Origin of the sequence: Levilactobacillus yonginensis (assembly GCF_964065165.1) — a bacterium.
Lineage (GTDB): Bacteria > Bacillota > Bacilli > Lactobacillales > Lactobacillaceae > Levilactobacillus > Levilactobacillus yonginensis_A.
This window is the reverse complement of sequence record NZ_OZ061549.1, coordinates 580,244-601,050: the sequence shown is the minus strand read 5'-3', so window position 1 is coordinate 601,050 and position 20,807 is coordinate 580,244. Positions and strand designations below refer to the sequence as shown.

Sequence of the window (20,807 nt, the reverse complement as noted above, 5' to 3'; positions counted from 1 at the left end):
CACCGCGGTGAATGGCCTTCTACGGAGCACGATGTCCAGAAAAGCTCGTCGCAGATTCTTTCTGAATCTGTTGACGAGCTTTTTTTGGAACTAATTTTTAAAAAAGGCTTGCCTTGCAGTTACTTCAAGGGTCTAAGGTAGAGACATTGCAAGAGAAGAAGGGAAGTAACCAGGGATACTAAATAAGATTATTCCAAAAGTTAGGATGAGCTGTTGGCTGCATTGACTAGCCGCCAAGGTTAACAATGGCGGCTTGGTCAATGATGTCGTACCCAAGGAGGATTGAATATGTCTATTTTTGATGAGCTATATGCAGGCAAGAAGATTGATATTCGTAATGCGCAGTATCAACAGGAAGTTCATGGCGAGATTGACCGGTGTAACGATATTTGCCATGACATTAACGCTACCAGACCAAGCGAGCATGAAAAAGTGCTTGCACTAGAAAATGAACTATTACATTGAAGTGAACCCTTAAAGTTGGACACAGAATTTACGCTGCCTTCTGGATGGCGAGTTCCCGGTATTTTTCCGGGGACTTGCCATCCAGTTTTGTTTTGATCCGACGTTTATTGTAAAAGTTGATCCATTCAGTCATAGCTTGAGTCAAGTCTTCCTTGTTCTCAAAATGTTCATCCATAACTTCGACCTTCATGATGTGGAAGAATGATTCAACTGACGCATTGTCTAGGCAAGTTGCTTTGCGTGACATACTTTGAAATACGCGATGTTCTTTGAGTGTTTCTCGCCAGAATTTGTGTTGGTACTGGAAGCCTTGATCCGTGTGGACTGTTGTTCGATAGCCTAATTTTGGCAATCTCTCTAAGGCTTCTTTAAGCGGTTTTAAAGCGAACTCTACTGTCGGATGGTCACTGATGTTGAAAGCCAATACTTCGCCTGAGAAGAGGTCAATGACTGGTTCTAAGTAGACCCGTTCACTTTGACTCATACCACCATATCGAAATTCACTAACATCTGTGACCAGTTTCTGATAAGGACGGTCCGTCTTGAATCGTCGGTTTAACCGATTTGACGCAATTTTACCAACGGTTCCTTTGTATGAATTATATTTACGTTTTTGGCGATTGTATGCTAAACAAAGCCAATCATGCTCATGCATTAAGCGTAAGACTCGCTTATGATTCACTGTGAATCCATGTTCTTGTAAGGCTTTAGTTAGTCGTCGATAACCATACTTCTTGGTGTACTTAGAATCCTCCTGCCGAATCTCATCGATTGCCTGAATGATTGGAGAATCATCTAGTTTTTCACGCTGACGATGTGAGCGTGCGTAATAATACGTACTTCTTGGTACTTTGACGACCTTGAGTAGGAGCTTGATGGGCACTTGAAAGACCTGCCTTAACTCGGTCACTATTTGCGAGATTTCTTGTCTGCTGACTTCTTCTGAGCTAAGGCATCGAGTTTTTTTAGGTATTCATTCTCAATCTTTAACATCAAGTTTTCTTGTTTTAATTGCTTCAATTCATCGGCGGTACTGGAGTTATTGCGACTCTTTGAAGGCTTCGTTTGCTTATGTTTAGCCATGATTTTAGGCTTTCCTCGCTTCCGTTCAAGGCCAGCGATTCCTTGCTCCTCAAAGCGCTTCTCCCATTGCCAGATGGTGCTTGGCGAAGATAGATTGAAGTGCAGAGCCGTTACCGGAAGCGAGGCCTGATGTTGTTTTCTCCAGTTTAATACATCAACCTTGAACTGACTAGAATATTCTGGCTTCTGATCCTTCAGCTTCAATCCAGCTATACCGTATTTCCGGAAGCGACTAACCCAAAGAAGGATAGTTTCTTCCTTGCTGATACCATGTTTTCTGGCCAATGAGGTTGATCCAACTCCACTCAAATATTCAGTGACGACCTTAATTCTAAAATCTAAATCAAACTTAACCATAGTAAAACCCCCAAGGTTGGACTTTCTGTCCAACCTTGGGGGTTCACTTCACATGGGCAAATGCACGATGGTACTTTTTTCACACCACCGATGTATATTGACTGTGGAAATCGCGTTAACTTGGGGAAGAATGTCTACGCCAATCATAATTTGACCATGATGTCTGTGGGGACCATTACGATTGACGATGGTGTCATGATGGGTCCAGGAGTTGGCTTGTTTACCGACAACCATGAGCCAAATAATATCCGCATGATTAGTACGAAGGAAATTCATATTAAGAAAAATGCTTGGTTAGGTGCGCGGGTGAATGTGGCCCCTGGAGTGACGATTGGTGAAAATGCCATCATTGGGACTGGGGCTGTAGTGACCAAGGACATTCCCGATAATGCGGTTGCCGTTGGTGTCCCAGCACGAGTCATCAAGTACACGAAATAAGTTCCAAAAAGTTGGTGAATTTTTCTTGCCTTGAAGTTACTTCAAGGGAGTAAGTTAGAATCATCAAAGGAACTTGGCGGTGATCTTTTGCAGTCTAAGCTGGCGGGTCGGAATTTGAGCCTAACGGTTGATGCAGAATTTAAGGGTGTTTGATTTCTGAATTAATCGGAAGTAAAAGGAGATTGAAAATAATGGAAAACAAAACATGGTTGATTACAGGTGTTAGCAGTGGCTTTGGGCATGCAATGACTGAGCAACTGTTAGCTCAGGGCAAAACGGTGATTGGAACTGTCCGTAATACGGCTAAAGTTCAAGACCTGGTGAATCAGTATCCTGAAACGTTTGTCAGTAAGACGCTGGATGTGACGGATGTTGCGGCCATTCACCAGTTAGTAACTGATTTAACCAAGGTTTATCAAATCGATGTTCTCGTTAATAATGCTGGATATGGCTTGTTTGGTGCCGCGGAAGAATTGAGTGACAAAGAAGTTAACCAAATTATTGCGACTGATCTAACCGGTTCGATTCAAATGGTTCGGGCAATTCTGCCAAGTATGCGGGCGCAAGGACATGGTCGGTTGGTTCAAATCTCATCGTACGGCGGTCAGGTGGCTTTCCCAGGCAACTCAATGTATCATGCAGCAAAGTTCGGAATTGAAGGGTTTATGGAAGCTGTTGCTCAGGAGGTTGCCAGCTTTAACATTGGTGTGACTATCGTTGAACCGGGTGGTGCTCGCACTGAGTTCCGCTACGGGAGTGCGCAAGTTGCTAATTTCTTACCAGCTTACAAAGACAACCCGGCGCATTCTTTTCAAAAGATGCTAGATCCCGCGAACGGTTTAGCTCCTGGTGATCCAGTGCGGATGGCCAGTCGAATCATTGAAAGTGTTGACCAAGAACCAGCACCATTGCGAATGGTTTTGGGTTCTGATGCACTAGAAAATACGATTGTCACATTGGAAAAGCGAGTAGCAGACTTTAAAGCTCAGAAGGAGTTAGCTGCTTCGACAGATTTTCCAGCTGAAGAATAGATTAACCAGTTTCGGTTGGTTTGTGTTTCGACACAAAGTTAGTATAGAAAGAATATAGAATATGGAGTGATTATTGATGGGTCAATCAGTTAAAGCACTCGCCGCTGATACCAAGGGCGATTTTGCTTCATTTAATCAAACAGTGATTCAACGGCGGGATTTGCGGCCAGACGACGTTGCTATCGACATTAAGTATTGTGGTATTTGTCACAGTGACGTCAGCATGGTTCAGTGGCAAGGCGCACATTTTCCAATGGTTCCTGGTCATGAAATTTCTGGAATTGTTACAGCCACTGGAAGTAACGTCCAGAACTTTAAACCTGGCGACCGGGTAGGTGTTGGGTGTTTCGTTAACTCGTGTGGTAAGTGTGCTGCTTGCAAAGCGGGACAGGAACAATTCTGTGAACATGGCGTGGTTGTGGTCTTTGATTCAGAGGATGATGACGGAACAATTACACAAGGTGGGTACTCACAAGCCATCGTGGTCAAAGATCATTTTGTCTTACACATTCCTGATGAACTGGCTTTGCAGGATGCCGCACCGCTGTTGTGTGCCGGGATTACGACCTACAACCCCTTGAAGCGATTTAACGTTGGTAAGGATAGTAACGTGGCCGTCATTGGTTTAGGTGGCTTAGGCCACATTGCGGTACAATTTGCTGCTAAGATGGGCGCACATGTCACAGTCTTGGGTCACTCCGAGAGTAAGCGAAATGAAGCACAACAATTTGGTGCCAACGACTATCAAATTTTAAAGTCGCCAGCAGATTTTCAAGCATTAGCAGGCCATTTTGACTTTATTCTGAATACCGTAGCTGCTGATATGGACCTGAACAGTTATTTGCCGCTAGTTAAGGCTAATGGTGTTTTCTGTTACGTGGGAATCCCTAGCAACGACATTCATTTTAATTTATTCTCAATTTTTGGAAATCAAGCGAAGGTCACGGCTTCTAACGTTGGTGGCATTCAAATGACGCAGGAAATGCTCGACTTTGCTGCTAAGAACAACGTCAAGCCACAGATTGAAATGATTGGTATCGATGATGTCGGTCAGGCTTACCAAAATATTCTGGACAGCAAAGTGCATTACCGTTATGTGATTGATATGTCGACCTTGGCGTAAATTGTTGAAGTCTGAAAGATAAATCGTTTGCTTCAGTTCAGAATTAACATGTGTTGGCACTGCTAGATTGGCTAGGTTGTTCGCATGCCGAAGACGATTGACTTCTTATCATTGCCATAAACAGCGTAACTGGTTTTAAGCACCTTCAATTGATGGTAACGACATTGCTAGTTAACGTGAAATTAGGTTTGGGACAAAAGTCTCAGGCCTTTTTTCAGTTAGTTTCAGTTGGCGGTTAGTTACTGAAGCCCCTTCACTTTATCTGGTGTTCAGACAATGCTATTCTTAAGTCAGATAAACTGGTTTGGCTGTGAATTGGCTGGGTCAGTCAGACGAGAAAGGAAGCTAATCATGAACATTAAAGAAGCCAGCGAAAAAACTGGCGTGTCCTCGGCAGCGATTCGTTATTATGAGAAGGAATTACTGATTCCAGCAATCGATCGGACTGAAGTGGGTAACCGGGACATTGATGACCGAATCATTCGACGGATTCAGTTTGTGACGCAAATGCGGTCTGCAGGGATGAGTATCGAAAATCTTCGCCATTACATTGAACTGTTTGATTCTCCGGAAGATACGGGTGAGGCAGAATTTGCTCTTTTAAAGTCTCAGTTGGGTGTGATGAAAGAAAAACGGGCAGACTTGCAGACGGCCATTGACTTGCTGGACTACAAATTGAATCATTTTCATGATCATCAGGAGAAAATTGAAGCGGAGCTGTACCAGCTCGATGTTGAACATCAAGCCAAAATTGATTCAACGACGGATGAAGATGAATAGAAGCGGTTGGTTATCGTCCTTTCACTGTGATGAGTGAGGATTTTTTGAGTATTTTGACGGTAGACGTTTGGAGTACAAAAAGGGTTTGAGACAAAAGTCTTGAAGTGAACCCCCAAGGTTGGACAGAAAGTCCAACCTTGGGGGTTTTACTATGGTTAAGTTTGATTTAGATTTTAGAATTAAGGTCGTCACTGAATATTTGAGTGGAGTTGGATCAACCTCATTGGCCAGAAAACATGGTATCAGCAAGGAAGAAACTATCCTTCTTTGGGTTAGTCGCTTCCGGAAATACGGTATAGCTGGATTGAAGCTGAAGGATCAGAAGCCAGAATATTCTAGTCAGTTCAAGGTTGATGTATTAAACTGGAGAAAACAACATCAGGCCTCGCTTCCGGTAACGGCTCTGCACTTCAATCTATCTTCGCCAAGCACCATCTGGCAATGGGAGAAGCGCTTTGAGGAGCAAGGAATCGCTGGCCTTGAACGGAAGCGAGGAAAGCCTAAAATCATGGCTAAACATAAGCAAACGAAGCCTTCAAAGAGTCGCAATAACTCCAGTACCGCCGATGAATTGAAGCAATTAAAACAAGAAAACTTGATGTTAAAGATTGAGAATGAATACCTAAAAAAACTCGATGCCTTAGCTCAGAAGAAGTCAGCAGACAAGAAATCTCGCAAATAGTGACCGAGTTAAGGCAGGTCTTTCAAGTGCCCATCAAGCTCCTACTCAAGGTCGTCAAAGTACCAAGAAGTACGTATTATTACGCACGCTCACATCGTCAGCGTGAAAAACTAGATGATTCTCCAATCATTCAGGCAATCGATGAGATTCGGCAGGAGGATTCTAAGTACACCAAGAAGTATGGTTATCGACGACTAACTAAAGCCTTACAAGAACATGGATTCACAGTGAATCATAAGCGAGTCTTACGCTTAATGCATGAGCATGATTGGCTTTGTTTAGCATACAATCGCCAAAAACGTAAATATAATTCATACAAAGGAACCGTTGGTAAAATTGCGTCAAATCGGTTAAACCGACGATTCAAGACGGACCGTCCTTATCAGAAACTGGTCACAGATGTTAGTGAATTTCGATATGGTGGTATGAGTCAAAGTGAACGGGTCTACTTAGAACCAGTCATTGACCTCTTCTCAGGCGAAGTATTGGCTTTCAACATCAGTGACCATCCGACAGTAGAGTTCGCTTTAAAACCGCTTAAAGAAGCCTTAGAGAGATTGCCAAAATTAGGCTATCGAACAACAGTCCACACGGATCAAGGCTTCCAGTACCAACACAAATTCTGGCGAGAAACACTCAAAGAACATCGCGTATTTCAAAGTATGTCACGCAAAGCAACTTGCCTAGACAATGCGTCAGTTGAATCATTCTTCCACATCATGAAGGTCGAAGTTATGGATGAACATTTTGAGAACAAGGAAGACTTGACTCAAGCTATGACTGAATGGATCAACTTTTACAATAAACGTCGGATCAAAACAAAACTGGATGGCAAGTCCCCGGAAAAATACCGGGAACTCGCCATCCAGAAGGCAGCGTAAATTCTGTGTCCAACTTTAAGGGTTCACTTCATCTCAAACCCTTTTTGTACTCCAAACATACATGGTCGAAACGTGCGCCAAAAGGTAGTCAATGAGCATTAACCGCCTTTTGGCGCACGTTCTTAAATTTTGTAATTATGAATTAATCCTCATCTGTAGCGGTCTTATTGTTAGTTGAACGCTTTTGTGCGTTGTAGTAGAAGATCCAAGCTACAGCCCCGAAGAAGATTGGTCCGATGATCGTCCAGAAGGCCGTCATGTAATCGTGATCCATGATGGGTTCCAGGCAGGTGAAGCCGATTCCACCGACCAAGATAATCAGGACAACCGTCACAATGAGGTTGGTCCAGAATTTATTTTTGAAGACCTCAAATGGTCGTTCCAAATCGGTCCGACGCTTGAAGAATGGGAAAGCCCCAATCAAGAATAAGTATGGGAAGGACGTTGAAACGTTTCCCATATCCGTCAAAATCAAGTAGAACTTGTTAGCGGCATTCCCACCAAAGGCAACAAAGAAGATAAAGACAGCGACCACGATGGCTTGTAGCCACATGGAGAAGGCGGGCATTCCCACGGCATTTAGCTTGGTCATCCGCTTTGGCCAGAGCTCTGGTGAAGACCCCATGATGAAGGACTTCAGTGGTGAGTAGACCAGAACAAAGAAGGAACCTAAGTAACCCATGAACATGCTTAACCCGGTTAAGCGCGCTAAACTATGGCCAATGATGATGGCCGTACCGTTGGATAGGTGCATGGCGTGGCCGAGCACGAGTCCTAAGTTATTCATCAGAACGTAGGTGATGTTCCCCAGGTTGACTTGGTTCTTACCCAAGACGTCACCCCAGTTAGCACTGATTCCCCAGAGGAAGATGGATAGTGAGTACATGATCGTAATGGCAATGGTGGAGATGATCAACCCCTTTGGGAAGGTCTTTTCAGGCTTGTCCATGGAGTCGGTGATACCTCCCATGGATTCCATCCCGGCGTAGGCGAAGACGGCGTAGGTCACAAACGACATCAGAGCCATGGGCGAAGAGAATTGTGGGTTAGGTGAGGCGATAAAACTGTGAATCCCATTGATGGGTTCAGCTAAGTGACCACCATTTAAGATTAAAATAATAAAACTAGCGATGATGAAGATCCCGGTCAAGAACATGACGAACAGCCCACCTAAAGCGGAGATGCGGGCCACGGAGCTAACCCCCTGGGTGGCGAAGAAGGTCACTGCCAGAATCCAGACGATACCGAGTAAACCAATCGTTTGCGTCGAGGTCAGTCCTAAGAAGGACCAAGTCTGCGTCTGGTCGCTCCCAGAAATTAACGTGGAAAGGGGGATCCAAACCTTCGTCGACGTGGAAAGCATCCAGATGATCCAGGATGATAACCAGATGAAGGTCCCAATGAAGGCCCACTTTTCACCGATCGAACCGGTCAACCAGGAATAGATTCCGCCCCGAGCTTCTTTGAAGGCGGACCCATATTCGGCCAGCATCAAAGCACTCGGTAGGAAGAACAGTAAGGCAGCGAGGACGTACCAGATGATACTGGCATAGCCCATTTGGTCGTAGGCCACGGTCGTGTTGGCAAAACCGTAGATGGCCGAGAAAATCATTAAGATCAGACTAGATAGTCCAATCTTCTTTTTATTAGTCATGTGTATAATATCTCCCATTTATGTGTGGTGAAGGGGGTGCCCCTTACCCGTGTGTTATAAGTTCAAATCCTGATGATAATTGAGGGGACCAAGGTCCGTTGCTTGTGTGATCAACGTTGCTGCTAAGTCACGGTAACGCTGAATTCCCAATGCAGCGTTCGTGGCACCCTGTTGGGTTAAGTAATCGGCCAGCTCGGAACCGTGCAGGCGTTGGCCGATCTGGTCCGTCTGTTGGACAGACTGTTTAAAGGCGATGCGGAGGTCTTTTTGAACGGCGCTAACCGTTGGCCAAGCCTCATGGTAGTGTGCGTCGGTCAGGACACTGATCAACTTGTAGACCCAGTAAGCGGAATCCGCGTCATAGGTCTCCTTACCCAAGTGGTAGGCCGCCGGGGTACTGGTAATACCGGCGTAGAATGGAACGTAGACGCTTTGCGCAGCGACTCCCATTGCCAACCACTGAATACCGGCTAACGCTGGGTCCATGTTGGGCCGCAGCTGCAGGACGTGAGATTCCTGGGTCTTTGCTAGGCTGATTGGGCGGAAGCGGTGTTTTTCAGCGGCGGAACCGTTACCCACGGGATCAAATGGGGTTTCTTCGTAATGACTACTCAAGTAGGCCTGAGCGTCATCGACGGCTAGCAGCCGGTCAGCGTATTGAATAAAGGGTAGGTCAAACGACTGGGGTTCAGCGTTGACACTAGGCGTCAGTGTTTTCTGACCGTACCAGACCCGTGGCGTGTTGTAGTAGAGGTCCGATTGATCCTGGGTCCCGAAGATGTCGCGCCAAATGAATCCGTGACTGTGTGGATTCAAGTGGTTAGTAGCCACGAATTCCTGCAGGTGGCGAGCAAACATGAAGTTGTCGGCGTCATTGAAGTCAATGGCTTGAATGGCCATCTGATTGGCAACAACGGCGTACCCGTTAGCGGGGATGCGTTGGGCGACCCAGTAGTGGCCCGCACCGGTTTCAAGGTACCAGGCTTCGGTCTGATCGGCAAACAGGATACCGTTGGATTCACAGGTTCCATAATGTTCGATCAATTGGCCCAGCCGGGCGACCCCTTCTCGAGCGGTATGGATATAAGGAAGAACTACGGTAACCATAGCCTCTTCTCCGATACCATCCTTGACCAGGGGGTCGGCCCCCAGTACCCGTTCATTAGAATAGGTACTTTCGGTTGCACTCATGGCCACCCCGTATTCATTGAAGCCATCTTCTTCGAACAGACCGAACTTGGCTGTCCATTCGGGGGTCGCCGTGTACTTGGCAGCATGGTCAGGCAACGGCATAGTAAAGCCATTGTCCGTGCTAGTAAAGGTTTGCGGTGTTGTGGCCGTTTGAGCTGGGTGAACGACAAAGTGTTTAGGCCAGGCAGCCTTTGCATCTTCATTGCGGCCAATGATGACCGAGCCGTCCATGGTCGCTTGAGGACCAATTAAGATACTCGTACAAGCGGAATAATTCATGGGAGCGCTCCTTTCAATGTCTGAATAAAATCACGCTCTCTATTCTAGCATTTTTAGCGGGAATTGCGGCCGTTTTACAAGGATTATTTTATAAAATTGCTTGATTTTGCGATAAAAATAAATATTTATACACCGAATACGCGGGCAAACATGGGACATTTGGGAAAATCTCTCAGTAACTGTCTGAGAAAAGTGTTCGGTTTCGCTAGTAAAGCCGGGGGTGTTGTGGTTAAATGAGTAGGATAAAGCAAGAGAAGAAAGGGGCATACGAAAAGCATGAAGTTTAATCTTCGTAAACGAGAAATTGGAAAGAACGTCCTAATTGTGGTGTTCGCATCCATCATTAACGTGGTTGCCTTGAACGACTTCCTGATTCCCGGAAAAATATTCAGTGCCGGGATCAATGGTATTGCTCAAATTGTGGCGATGTTATTGGATACGGTGGGTGTTCACCTCAGTACTGGTTGGTTTATCTTACTCTTCAACATTCCCATTGGGTTGTTGGGGTGGTTCAAGGTTGGCCGGAGCTTCACGTTTTATTCCATCCTGGTTGCCCTGCTGACGTCTATCTTGGCGATTGTCATGCCAGTGGTCAATATCTCGGATAACCCGCTACTAGGGGCCTTATTTGGGGGAATCTTGACCGGTGTTGGAGTGGCTTACCCACTGAAAAATGGTTTCTCAACTGGTGGGATGGATATCGTGGCGGTCGTACTGGAAAAGACGACTGGTCGGACGATAGGGACGCTGATGATGGCCATAAACTTTGCCATCGTCTTGGTTGCTGGTGCCTTATTCGGTTGGCAAAGTGCCCTATACACCATTATTTCCATCTACGCGATGTCACGGGTGGTTGATAGCATTCACACGCGTCACCAAAAGCTGACCGCCTTTATCGTGACGACCAAGCAAGATGAAGTGATTACGCAACTGAACTCAACACTGATTCGGGGAATTACGGTGATTCCTTCATTTGGCGCGTACACACGGACGAACGGTGCGGTGCTAATGACAGTTATTTCGCGGTATGAACTTTATACATTGGAGCGATCGGTGAAGGAAGTTGATGAACACGCTTTCGTCAACCTGGTCAACACCGTCGATATTGAAGGAAACTTCTACAACGAAAAGGAACAATTGAAATTACGGCAAACCTCACAGGAAAGTAAGTAGTGGTGATTGCCTCTCTGTATAAGTAACGTTATAATGATGTATATACTGAATATAGAAGGGGACGAGTTTCATGCCAATCGTTAACATCGATTTAATTGCCGGCCGCTCACAGGACCAATTGAAGGCCCTCGTTCAGGACGTTACTACCGCAGTTACCAAGAATACGGGTGCGCCTGCTGAACACGTTCACGTCATCTTACGGGAGATGCAACCTAACCGTTATGGGGTTGCAGGTGTTCTTAAGAGCGACGAAAAGTAAAAAATATTTGTGAAAACTTATAAACCGCCACCAATCCCGTTGCATCGGAGTTGATGGCGGTTTCATTTTTAAAAAAGTTTGGCGTTAGCGTGACTTTTCGGTATACTGGTAACAAGTGTGAAATCACGGCAGAAATCGGCCGTTGCTAACAACGAATGAATGGAGAGTCGAACGATGAATGATCAACAATACATGATGGCAATTGACGAAGGGACGACGAGTACCCGGGCTATTTTATTCGACCGGCACGGCCAGATTGCTGGACAGGCACAACGGGAGTTCCATCAATACTTCCCTCAACCAGGTTGGGTCGAGCATGATGCCAACGAAATCTGGAACGCGGTGCAATCTGTTATTTCTGATGCGTTGATTGATTCCGACGTGCAACCTTACAAGGTGCGCGGTATCGGAATCACCAACCAACGGGAAACGGCAATCATTTGGGACAAGAAGACTGGTGAACCCATCTACCATGCGGTCGTTTGGCAATCAAAGCAAACCAGTGAAATTGCCGACCGTCTGAAGGATGAAGGCTATCAAGAAAAGATTCATCAGAAGACGGGCTTGGTAATCGACTCGTACTTCTCCGCAACCAAGATTCGCTGGATTCTGGACCACGTGCCGGGATCACAGGAACGCGCCGAACGCGGTGAACTGTTATTTGGGACCATTGACACCTGGATCCTTTGGAAGCTGACGGGGGGCCGGGTCCACGCGACTGACTACACCAACGCCAGTCGGACCATGTTGTACAACATTCACGACTTGAAGTGGGATGACGACATTTTAAGTTGGTTGGATATTCCAGCCGCAATGCTGCCAGACGTTCGGTCATCCTCTGAAATTTACGGTTACACCGCTGGTTACACGTTCTCTGGTGTGCAAGTACCAATCGCCGGAATTGCGGGGGACCAACAAGCAGCCTTATTTGGGCAAACGGCCTTTGATAAAGGGATGATCAAGAACACTTACGGAACCGGGGCGTTCATCGTGATGAACACCGGGACCGAACCTACTCTGTCCCACAATGGGTTACTGACTACGATTGCCTATGGCTTGAATGGTGAGGTTACCTACGCGTTGGAGGGGTCCATCTTCGTTGCGGGGTCCGCTATCCAGTGGTTGCGTGATGGGATGCGGTTCTTTGAACATGCCAGTGAATCGGAAAAAATGGCTGTGGATGCCAAGACAACTGGTAACGTGTACGTCGTGCCCGCCTTTACTGGGTTGGGTGCACCATACTGGAATCAAGAAACACGGGGGGCCGTCTTTGGCCTGACTCGTGGGACCACACGGGAACAGTTTGTCCGGGCTACTGTCGAGGCGATTGCGTACCAGACGCGGGACGTGGTGGATACCATGAGTGCCGAAACGGGTCTTGACCTCCAGTCATTGAGCGTCGATGGTGGGGCCGCTAACAACGACTTCTTGATGCAGTTCCAGGCGGACATTCTGAATACACCGATCAAACGAGCTGCCATCAACGAAACGACTGCTTTAGGGGCTGCTTACCTGGCAGGATTGGCCGTTGGTTTCTGGCCAGACATGGCTACCATCCGGAAGATGCACGAGTCGCGTGATGAATTCGTTCCTAAGATGGACGAAGATAAGCGGGCTCATTGCTACCGTGGATGGCAAGCCGCTATCAAGGCTACGCAAGCTTTTGAACAAGACTAAATTTTAATTTTAACCAGTTGACGCTATTTGCGTCGGCTGGTTTTTTATTTACGACGATAGTTGACCCAGTATGTGACTACGGTTGGCCAGGGCAGCGCTTCGCTGTGGGGACCGAGGCAAGCCTGAGGAGCGGTCTTTCCTCTCGACTTTGGGTCTCGATAGCCCACGAGTCCCAAAGCTCGTCCCACGCTGTAGATTGACCCAAAATGTCAATCAACACTGTCGACACTGCGAGGCGCCACCCTGGCCGTCGGAGTGCAGGGTGTGAATCAATTCGGTGGGTGAAACGAAAGTAGGTGACAAATTATGGTTGGATTTCGTTAGTAAGAGTATGGGAGCAAAAAAAACCACACTGACCCAACAATTGTCGGATCGGTGTGGTGCTCAGTAGTGGCTTATTCGGCCAATTTTAAATAATTTTCCAAGTAGTTGGCCAGACCATCGTGGTCGTTATCTAACGTTGTCACGTCCTGGGCCAGGTTCTTGATGGGCGTCGTGGCATTTTGCATGGCCACGCCCCAACCGGCGTAGTCGATCATGGCCGAGTCATTGTGTTCGTCACCAAAGGCAATGATGTTCTTCCGTTCCACGTGGAAGTGGTGCGCCAGCACTTCTACCCCAGTAGCTTTTTGCACACCCTTGGCGCCTAGTTCTACCACGGAGTTCGGACCACCCCAAGGAGCGGCGTCAATTTCGTCGCCGAAGTTCAGGTTTAAGTAGCTGAGTAAGTGTTCCTGATGACTACGGTCAATCGCGATGGTCAAGCTGGTTGGGTTCTCCAACAATGTCTTCTGGTTGAGAATCTGGTTACTCTGCAAAACAGAGGGGAAGAAGCCGACTTCCACCGGTTGGTCCCGCACAGCCAAGAAGAGGTTCTTACCTTCGGCAGCAATCATGTTGATGCCTAATTCCTGACGATGGGCCAACAGGTCTAGGGCAATTTCCTTATTGAACGTGTACTGATACTCATCACGCCAATGGTGGTGGGGGACGTGCCCCAGGCTACCGTTAAAGTTGATCATGGGACTGTCCAGTTGTAACTCGTCGTAAATGTCGGCAGAGATTCGGTTTGGACGACCAGTCACAATGCTGACATAGTGTCCGGATTCACGCGCCTTGGTCAGAACAGCTTTGGTTTTCGGACTGATTTGGGATGCCGCGTTGAGGGTGGTACCATCCAAGTCAATGGCAATTAGTTTGCGTTCCATAGAGAACACCTCACAATATATTTTATATTTAAGTCGTACATTTTGAAAATGAACTAGCCCTTTTAACTTACCATAGTTTGCCCAAAGTTGCGACTATTTCACTCGCCGGTAGAGTAGTGTTCTGGTCTGAAAACGGGTATAATAAGTGAGTTGAAAAATGGCTGAAAGGCATATATTGCTATATACAAATAGTTAGTTGTAACTAACAAAATGGAGGAATAATGGTGAATCTACCTGAAGACTTTATCACAAAATACCGGGGACTCTTGGGCGACCAAGCGGATGACTTTTTTGCTAGTTTTGGCGCGGAGAGTCTATCTGGTTACCGGGTCAATCCGGCGCATCATCACTTGCCTGAGCGACTTACGGCGACACCAGCGGTGCCATATGAAGCTCTGGGCCACTATGGAACTGTTAGTGGGCGGAGCCTGATGCATCAAAGCGGGGCCGTTTACAGCCAGGAACCAAGTGCCATGTTCGTCGGGGCAACGGCGGCGCCAACCCCTGGTGAACGGGTATTGGACCTCTGTGCAGCTCCTGGTGGCAAGACCACCCATTTAGCTAGCTATTTGCACGGGACCGGGTTACTGGTCACCAATGAAATCAATCGCAAGCGGGTTAAGGTGCTGGCAGAAAACGTGGAACGATTCGGGGTACAATCAGCTGTCATTTTAAATGAATCGCCCGAACGGCTGAGTCCCGTTTTTCCAGATTACTTTGATAAGGTCCTGGTGGACGCTCCTTGTTCTGGGGAAGGTATGTTTCGGAAGGACCCGGATGCTATGTCGTATTGGTCACTGGATTACGTGCAGGAGTGTGCTGATCGGCAGCAACAGATCATGACTGAGGCCTTGAAGATGGTCAAGCCGGGTGGGCAATTGATTTACTCGACCTGTACCTTTGCCCCAGAAGAGGACGAACAAATGATGGCGTGGGTCCTTGAAACCTTCCCTGAATTCCACCTAGTTCCAATCGAGAAGACCGGTGGTGTGATCGATGCCAAGCCTGAATGGGCGGATGGCAATCCAGAATTGACTAAGGCAGCCCGCCTATTCCCACATTTGATGAACGGGGAAGGTCACTTTGTGGCTAAGCTTGAACGTGATGAGGTTGCGGCAGCTACGCCACGTGGCACTGCCAAGTTGGGGACGCCATTGACCGGTGACCAAAAGAAACTGTGGCAAGCATTTGCCCAGGATGTTTTAGGCCAGTCACTGACCGGCAACCTAGTGACGGTAAAGGATCAGCTGTTCTTGACGCCAACGGACCTGCCTGATTTAAAACGGTGCCACGTCTTTCGGCCGGGTCTTCACCTGGGAACGTTTAAGAAAAACCGGTTCGAACCAGCGTACGCCCTAGCCTTGGCCAGTGACACGGCTAGGGTCAAACAAACATTGGCTATCACGGATGAACAGTGGCGGGCGTGGGTCCATGGTGAGACCTTCACACTGACTGAAGCTCCTAGCAAGGGGTGGTACCTCCTGACGTCGCAAGATCAACCCGTTGGTTTTGGGAAAGTAGTTGGTCAGACGGTGAAGAATTTCTTTCCCAAGGGCCTCCGGTTTACCGTGTACGATACTGATTTGAATTAGTTAAATGATTGTGGCAGTTCAGTAGGTGATTTCTCCTACTGACTTAGCAGAACGACGTGCCCGAGCCCATATCTAGCGACCTCTTGATTTTGTACAGTGTGCTGCTATCAGTCAATTATAATAGTGATACGAGTAAAACTGCTGACGGTGATTGTACTGAAGCTGCAATTAGAGTCGGAGCAGGCTACTTCCCTGGCCGCCAGAGTACGACTATTTTGAAACTTAATTGATCAATACAAAAAGGGCTATTCCGGTAAATCCAGAATAGCCCTTTCGCTAGCTATAAGTTTAATAATCAAGGTGGCGTTGGTCACAATAACTCAGTAATTCGGGTGACAACAAGAGATGCTGTTGCCGTAATTCCGCCAAATTGCGGGTACCAAGCAATGTCATGATCCGTTTCAAGCCCGTCTGCCAGCTTTGAAGCATGGCGACGGTGGCGTCTTCGTCAGTTCGTAAAAGACTATGTAGCACTTGACCGGCGCTACCGACGACACTGGCACCTAAGGCCAGTGCTTTGGCAGCATCTAGTGGGTGACGCACACCACCCGTAGCGATGACCTGTTGTTGCGGCACGCTATGGGCTTCTAACAGTGATTCGACGGTTGATTGCCCCCAGCCAGCCAGATAAGTCAGCTCTTTATCTGGTCGCCGGAAGTTTTCAATTTGCGCGAAGTTGGTGCCACCGCGACCACCGAGATCAACGTAGGTTACGCCGACCTTAGCCAGTTGTTCAAGAGTTTCTCTAGCCATGCCGAAGCCGACTTCCTTCACAATAACGGGGACGTTCAGTGCGGCTACCGTTTCACCAATCCCATTTAGCCAGTGGAAAGAACGGTCACCTTCAGGCATGACTAATTCCTGTGCAGTGTTGATGTGTAATTCCAAAGCGTTGGCGGCCAACATGTCGACCACCGCTTGTGCCTGGGCGACGGTGTGTCCGGCACCAATGTTGGCGAAGACCACGCCGTCCGGGTTATTTTCCCGTAACGGGGTAAACGTGGCAATTGCTGCGTCATCCTTCAAGGCGATGCTCTGAGAGCCACTTGCTACGGGCATTCCCGTAGCGGCAGCAATACGGCCCAAGGCAGCATTGACCTTCCCAGTGCGGGGACTGCCACCGGTCATGGCTTCAATCATCAAGGGCACAGGGAGGGTCAACGGCCCCAGCTGCGTGGTGATATCCACGTCGCTGACTGCCATTTCAGGTAGGCTCTGGTGGACGAACCGCAGCTGATCAAATTGACTATCTGCCGTGGGCGTATAGAATTTTTCTGCGAGCGACAAGTGTTCATCCTTACGGTGAGCGTGACGTGAAATTTCCATGGCGGTCTCCTAACTATTCAATAACGTTGTGGACGTTGAGTTTGAGTGGTTCAATGCCGCGGCCTTCCCATTCGTGTAGCAGGTGGGCGAGGTCCTTGGCGGCGTTAATGATGACGATTCCGCAGTCACCACCACCGGCCCCGGAGGACTTAGCGGCCCCACCAATGTGTTCAGCAATGTCACACATGGTCTTCAGTAGCGTGGTTTCAATCGTGACGTGGCTTAGCGTAGCAAGCCGGTTCAGCAACTGCCGGTTAACGGCAATTTCGTGTTGAATGGCGTTGAGGTCTTGATTGTGAAACCCACCGATCATTCGTTGCAGGCACTCACGACTTTCACGAAGAAAGGCATGATAGTCCTTGCGGCGAGTGGCTTTGAACAGGGAAATTTTATCCACCAGGTGGGAGGTGGAAGCGGGAGTCCCAGTCCAACCGATCATTAGGCGGAGTGATTCTGGTGGCGTCAATAATTCCACTTCTAAGCCAGGCCAGTTGGCGTCCAGCAGTTGTTCCAAGGAGAGTTCCCGGCGTGCGGAGGCTAACCAGTCGTGGTCAAAGGCTTGGTAGGCAATCCAACCACCATAAACGGAGGCAGCAATGTCACCCAACGAGCCGTTTCCTTGGACGTCCAAATGGGCAATAGCGGACAGCTTGAAGAGGCGGTCCTTACTCATTGGAATGTCGTAGAATTGGCAGAGGGCCTTCACAGTAGCGACGGTGACGGCGGCAGAGGAGCCTAGCCCGTACTTTTTTCCGTCAGCGCTGTCCAAGTCGCTGTTGACGTTTAAGTGATAGATGGCCAGGGGTTTACCCAGGGTCTGCGCGTACTGTTCCGTCAAATGAATGGCAGATAGGATGTAGTGAAAGGGATTGTCCCGATTGTCAAAAATAAGCTCGGTTCCCTGGCGTTGCCAGTAAAGGGAGTTCTCTTGGTATTGTTTGGACGCAATGCGTCCATAGTCCTGGCTGGGCGTGATTGTGACCGTAACAAATTGGTTGAGGGCGACGATGATCGCCGGATACCCTGGTTCAACCACGGCGTATTCGCCAGCAATATAGAGTTTTCCGGGTGCTTGCGCGGAAATCAAAGAATCAAGTCCCTTCTGTGACTAATAGATATTTTTATAGTGTAGCTTGTAAGTTAATGCCCGGTCCTGGGTGGGCAACGATAACGCTATTAGCGCCAAATTGTGCCTTAAAATGTTTCGTGATCACAGGAAGGTCCGGGGTTTGACAGAAGACCTTGACGTTTGGACCAGCGTCTAGCGTGTAGTAACAGGCAATTCCCTGTTCCCGCAGGGCTTGGACGGTGGCCATCGCGGCCAACGTATCACCGTTGAAATAACTGTACGGTGGGTTGGCACTTAAGGTGAGGGCGTGCATCCGCATGGCGTTGGCCTCTAGGATTTCACCCATAGTGGTGAAGTCGCGCGCTTGAATCGCCGGCTTGATGGCCGCCAAGTCTTGGTCGACCACGTTCTTCCAGGCTGGATAGTACGGCGAGGTCGTCACGCTGCTTTGCATGCCTTGCGTGGAACTGACCTTCTTCTGCCGGGCATCCAGTACGAGGGCCACCACAGCAATCGGCCAGTCGACCGTCTCTTCAAACGGTTCGGCGTAAGAGCTGTGGTCGTCTGTGCCCGCGTGCCATTCGGCAAAACCACCGAAGATGGAGCGCGTTGCGGACCCAGACCCCCGACGTGCAAGCCGGGAAAGGTCCGTCCGCGAAAGGTTGAGCCCAGCAGCCTGACTAGCGGCACCGGCTAAGGCCGCAAAAGCGGAGGCCGAGGATGCAAGTCCCGCTGCGGTTGGCACGTGATTGGTGGAGTCAACGCGAGCGAAAGCGGTTTGCCCAGAACGTTGGCGCACGAGGTCTAAGAAGTTATGGACCTTGTGTCCTGCCTGCGTTGTCAGGAGTTGACCATTCAATGTGACTTCATCCTGAGTCAGGCTGGTATCAAACGTCACGGATGTATCCGTATAAAATTGATCCAAGGTGAGGGACAGGCTGCTAGTCTGTGGCAGCATGAGCTTCGTGTCTGCTTTGCCCCAGTACTTGATCAACGCAATGTTGGTGTGTGCTCGCGCGGTGGCCGCTGCGTTCATTGGGGTTCCTCCTCAAGGTTAAAGGCTTCTGTCCAGGTCTCAGTGGCGCCGGCGACTAAGAGGGCCGTTTTGACGCGTCGAGTCGTAGCTAAATCGGGACATAGGGCAATCAAACAACCACCCATACCACCACCGGTCAATTTAGCGCCTAGGGCGCCGTTGTTTCTGGCGACTTGGGTCAACTGGTCAAGTTCCGGTGAACTTACACCGAGGCCCCTTAATTGAACCTGAGCGGTCGTGAGAATCTGACCGAGTTGCGTTAGGTTGGGCGTGGCTAAGGCCGTGCGGGCCTCATGACTTAGCTGGCCTAAGGTGTCGATTTGTTGCTGGGTCGCTTGTGGAAAGGTGACCCGGCGTCGAGCGACCGCGGCGACTGCTTGGCCCGTTTGCCCCTTGATACCACTATCGGCAATGACCAGGTAGCCCTGTAGCGTAAAGGGAATCTGCAATGTTTCCTGGTGGGGTACGAACCAGACGGGGACGGGGGAACTGACCGTAGCGGCGTCGATACCACTGGGATTACCATGGGTAATCTTTTCGGCAACGGCGGCTGTAGCGAGTAATTGTTCCCGGTTCAGTGGCCGGTCAAAAAATTGGTACATGGCACGGGTAATGGCAACCGCCACGGCAGCGGAGGAACCCATGCCACGTTCGGCAGGTAAGTCGCTGGTAATGGTCATGTTAAAAGCCTGCTCCTGACCATTGAAGCGGTCGAGCAGGACGCTGATCAATTTAGCGACGCCCGCCAGGTTTTGGCCCATTTGGGAAATGGGTCCGTCGAAATAGCGACTGTTTAGAGTTTGCCCCGTCGTGGTCGCCGTCATGACGACCGTAGTGGTGACGGAAGGCAGGGGGAGAGCGATTGCCGGCTGACCGTACACAACGCTGTGGTCCCCGATGAGAATAATTTTGGCATTACTTTTCCCGATAGCCGTTCTACCCAAGTTATCTCGCTCGCTTTCTTCATCGATTTTATCTACCAGAATATCATACTCTACTGATTGCGGTTGTGCTAGTTTTGCAGATTAAAAACGTTAAAACAACGAAAAATTAACTCTTTCTATAGAAATAACACTAACTTTTGTTGGTTAACCTTTTTAACCAATTGGTTGTGTCAATGGTTGGTATTAGTTGGTACTAACCGTTGTTCCTGGCCGCTACCGTTCACCAGGGAGGGCCCCCGCTGTGGGGACCGGAGAAAGCCTGAGGAGCGGTCTTTCTCCTCGACTTAAAGCCTCCCGAAAAGCACGCGAGTCTTTAAGCTCGTCCCACGCTGTAGGTTAGCTGAGAAACGCTAACCAACACCGTTGACACGGCGGGGACCCTCCCTGGCAACCAGTGGCTTTTGGTGGCGGGACTCAAGATTGCTCGTGGTACTTGGGCTGAAAAGCCATCCGTTAAGGGTGGAGAGTATGACATTTTGTAGATTAGTAAGAAAAAGTTGGTTTTTGATGATAATACGCCAAGTATGACGCATTTGAAGTATAAGAAGTTGGGCAAACG

20 protein-coding genes and 1 pseudogene are annotated in these 20,807 nt (G+C 48.6%); 12 read left to right on the top strand and 9 right to left on the bottom strand.

Annotated features, from left to right (window positions below; genetic code table 11):
* Nucleotides 1-288 precede the first annotated feature (288 nt).
* Nucleotides 289-465, top strand: coding sequence for a maltose acetyltransferase domain-containing protein (locus AB3Y94_RS02945; protein WP_367295053.1), 177 nt, complete (start codon nucleotides 289-291; stop codon nucleotides 463-465).
* A 28-nt stretch (nucleotides 466-493) separates the two neighbouring features.
* On the opposite strand, the gene AB3Y94_RS02940 is transcribed toward AB3Y94_RS02945, so the two are convergent.
* Together AB3Y94_RS02940 and AB3Y94_RS02935 are read right to left on the bottom strand one after the other, a co-directional pair.
* A complete protein-coding gene (locus tag AB3Y94_RS02940) occupies nucleotides 494-1,375 on the bottom strand; it encodes an IS3 family transposase (protein ID WP_367295048.1) in 882 nt (293 codons plus the stop codon).
* On the bottom strand, nucleotides 1,375-1,905 hold the full coding sequence (locus AB3Y94_RS02935) for a helix-turn-helix domain-containing protein (RefSeq protein WP_260338565.1): 531 nt from the start codon (nucleotides 1,903-1,905) through the stop codon (nucleotides 1,375-1,377). Before AB3Y94_RS02935 ends, AB3Y94_RS02940 begins: the two co-directional genes overlap by 1 nt.
* A 75-nt stretch (nucleotides 1,906-1,980) precedes the next feature.
* On the opposite strand from AB3Y94_RS02935, the pseudogene AB3Y94_RS02930 reads away from it, so the two are divergent.
* The 7 genes and pseudogenes from AB3Y94_RS02930 to AB3Y94_RS02900 all read left to right on the top strand — a co-directional run.
* Nucleotides 1,981-2,343 (top strand): annotated as a pseudogene (locus AB3Y94_RS02930) (DapH/DapD/GlmU-related protein); the annotation flags it as partial.
* Nucleotides 2,344-2,373: 30 nt separating this feature from the next.
* On the top strand, nucleotides 2,374-2,496 hold the full coding sequence (locus AB3Y94_RS02925) for a hypothetical protein (protein ID WP_367295052.1): 123 nt from the start codon (nucleotides 2,374-2,376) through the stop codon (nucleotides 2,494-2,496).
* 38 nt (nucleotides 2,497-2,534) lie between these two features.
* Nucleotides 2,535-3,374: an SDR family oxidoreductase gene (locus tag AB3Y94_RS02920; protein WP_367295051.1), complete on the top strand. Its 840-nt coding sequence runs from the start codon at nucleotides 2,535-2,537 to the stop codon at nucleotides 3,372-3,374.
* A 76-nt stretch (nucleotides 3,375-3,450) separates the two neighbouring features.
* A complete protein-coding gene (locus AB3Y94_RS02915) occupies nucleotides 3,451-4,497 on the top strand; it encodes an NAD(P)-dependent alcohol dehydrogenase (protein ID WP_367295050.1) in 1,047 nt (348 codons plus the stop codon).
* 351 nt (nucleotides 4,498-4,848) lie between these two features.
* Complete coding sequence (locus AB3Y94_RS02910) at nucleotides 4,849-5,277, top strand: MerR family transcriptional regulator (protein ID WP_367295049.1); 429 nt, start codon at nucleotides 4,849-4,851, stop codon at nucleotides 5,275-5,277.
* Nucleotides 5,278-5,428: 151 nt separating this feature from the next.
* On the top strand, nucleotides 5,429-5,959 hold the full coding sequence (locus tag AB3Y94_RS02905) for a helix-turn-helix domain-containing protein (protein ID WP_260338565.1): 531 nt from the start codon (nucleotides 5,429-5,431) through the stop codon (nucleotides 5,957-5,959).
* Entirely contained in the window at nucleotides 5,959-6,840 is an 882-nt protein-coding gene (locus tag AB3Y94_RS02900; RefSeq protein ID WP_367295048.1) for an IS3 family transposase, read from the top strand. Before AB3Y94_RS02905 ends, AB3Y94_RS02900 begins: the two co-directional genes overlap by 1 nt.
* Before the next feature lie 142 nt (nucleotides 6,841-6,982).
* Here the strand turns inward: AB3Y94_RS02900 and yjeM are convergent, their stop codons facing one another.
* Complete coding sequence (gene yjeM / locus AB3Y94_RS02895; RefSeq protein ID WP_367295047.1) at nucleotides 6,983-8,494, bottom strand: glutamate/gamma-aminobutyrate family transporter YjeM; 1,512 nt, start codon at nucleotides 8,492-8,494, stop codon at nucleotides 6,983-6,985.
* Between the two features lie 54 nt (nucleotides 8,495-8,548).
* On the bottom strand, nucleotides 8,549-9,964 hold the full coding sequence (locus AB3Y94_RS02890) for a C69 family dipeptidase (protein ID WP_367295046.1): 1,416 nt from the start codon (nucleotides 9,962-9,964) through the stop codon (nucleotides 8,549-8,551).
* A gap of 276 nt (nucleotides 9,965-10,240) precedes the next feature.
* Here AB3Y94_RS02890 and AB3Y94_RS02885 point away from each other — a divergent pair, with 276 nt between their 5' ends.
* From AB3Y94_RS02885 to glpK, 3 genes are all read left to right on the top strand, one after another.
* On the top strand, nucleotides 10,241-11,137 hold the full coding sequence (locus AB3Y94_RS02885) for a YitT family protein (protein ID WP_125683984.1): 897 nt from the start codon (nucleotides 10,241-10,243) through the stop codon (nucleotides 11,135-11,137).
* 70 nt (nucleotides 11,138-11,207) lie between these two features.
* Complete coding sequence (locus AB3Y94_RS02880; RefSeq protein WP_011667624.1) at nucleotides 11,208-11,396, top strand: 2-hydroxymuconate tautomerase; 189 nt, start codon at nucleotides 11,208-11,210, stop codon at nucleotides 11,394-11,396.
* A gap of 174 nt (nucleotides 11,397-11,570) precedes the next feature.
* Entirely contained in the window at nucleotides 11,571-13,073 is a 1,503-nt protein-coding gene (glpK, locus tag AB3Y94_RS02875) for a glycerol kinase GlpK (protein ID WP_367296477.1), read from the top strand.
* Between the two features lie 395 nt (nucleotides 13,074-13,468).
* Here glpK and AB3Y94_RS02870 read toward each other — a convergent pair whose 3' ends face one another.
* Nucleotides 13,469-14,281, bottom strand: a complete 813-nt coding sequence (locus AB3Y94_RS02870) for a Cof-type HAD-IIB family hydrolase (protein WP_367295045.1) — start codon at nucleotides 14,279-14,281, stop codon at nucleotides 13,469-13,471.
* Between the two features lie 224 nt (nucleotides 14,282-14,505).
* Here AB3Y94_RS02870 and AB3Y94_RS02865 point away from each other — a divergent pair, with 224 nt between their 5' ends.
* Complete coding sequence (locus tag AB3Y94_RS02865; RefSeq protein WP_367295044.1) at nucleotides 14,506-15,873, top strand: RsmF rRNA methyltransferase first C-terminal domain-containing protein; 1,368 nt, start codon at nucleotides 14,506-14,508, stop codon at nucleotides 15,871-15,873.
* A gap of 288 nt (nucleotides 15,874-16,161) precedes the next feature.
* On the opposite strand, the gene fni is transcribed toward AB3Y94_RS02865, so the two are convergent.
* Genes fni through mvk form a run of 4 tightly spaced genes read right to left on the bottom strand, consistent with a single transcriptional unit; the run spans nucleotide 16,162 to nucleotide 20,248 of the window.
* Complete coding sequence (gene fni / locus AB3Y94_RS02860; RefSeq protein ID WP_367295043.1) at nucleotides 16,162-17,199, bottom strand: type 2 isopentenyl-diphosphate Delta-isomerase; 1,038 nt, start codon at nucleotides 17,197-17,199, stop codon at nucleotides 16,162-16,164.
* A 13-nt stretch (nucleotides 17,200-17,212) separates the two neighbouring features.
* Entirely contained in the window at nucleotides 17,213-18,286 is a 1,074-nt protein-coding gene (locus AB3Y94_RS02855; RefSeq protein WP_125684840.1) for a phosphomevalonate kinase, read from the bottom strand.
* 34 nt (nucleotides 18,287-18,320) lie between these two features.
* Entirely contained in the window at nucleotides 18,321-19,304 is a 984-nt protein-coding gene (gene mvaD / locus AB3Y94_RS02850) for a diphosphomevalonate decarboxylase (protein ID WP_367295042.1), read from the bottom strand.
* Entirely contained in the window at nucleotides 19,301-20,248 is a 948-nt protein-coding gene (mvk, locus tag AB3Y94_RS02845; RefSeq protein ID WP_367295041.1) for a mevalonate kinase, read from the bottom strand. The genes mvaD and mvk overlap by 4 nt, the downstream gene beginning before the upstream one ends.
* Nucleotides 20,249-20,807: the final 559 nt, after the last annotated feature.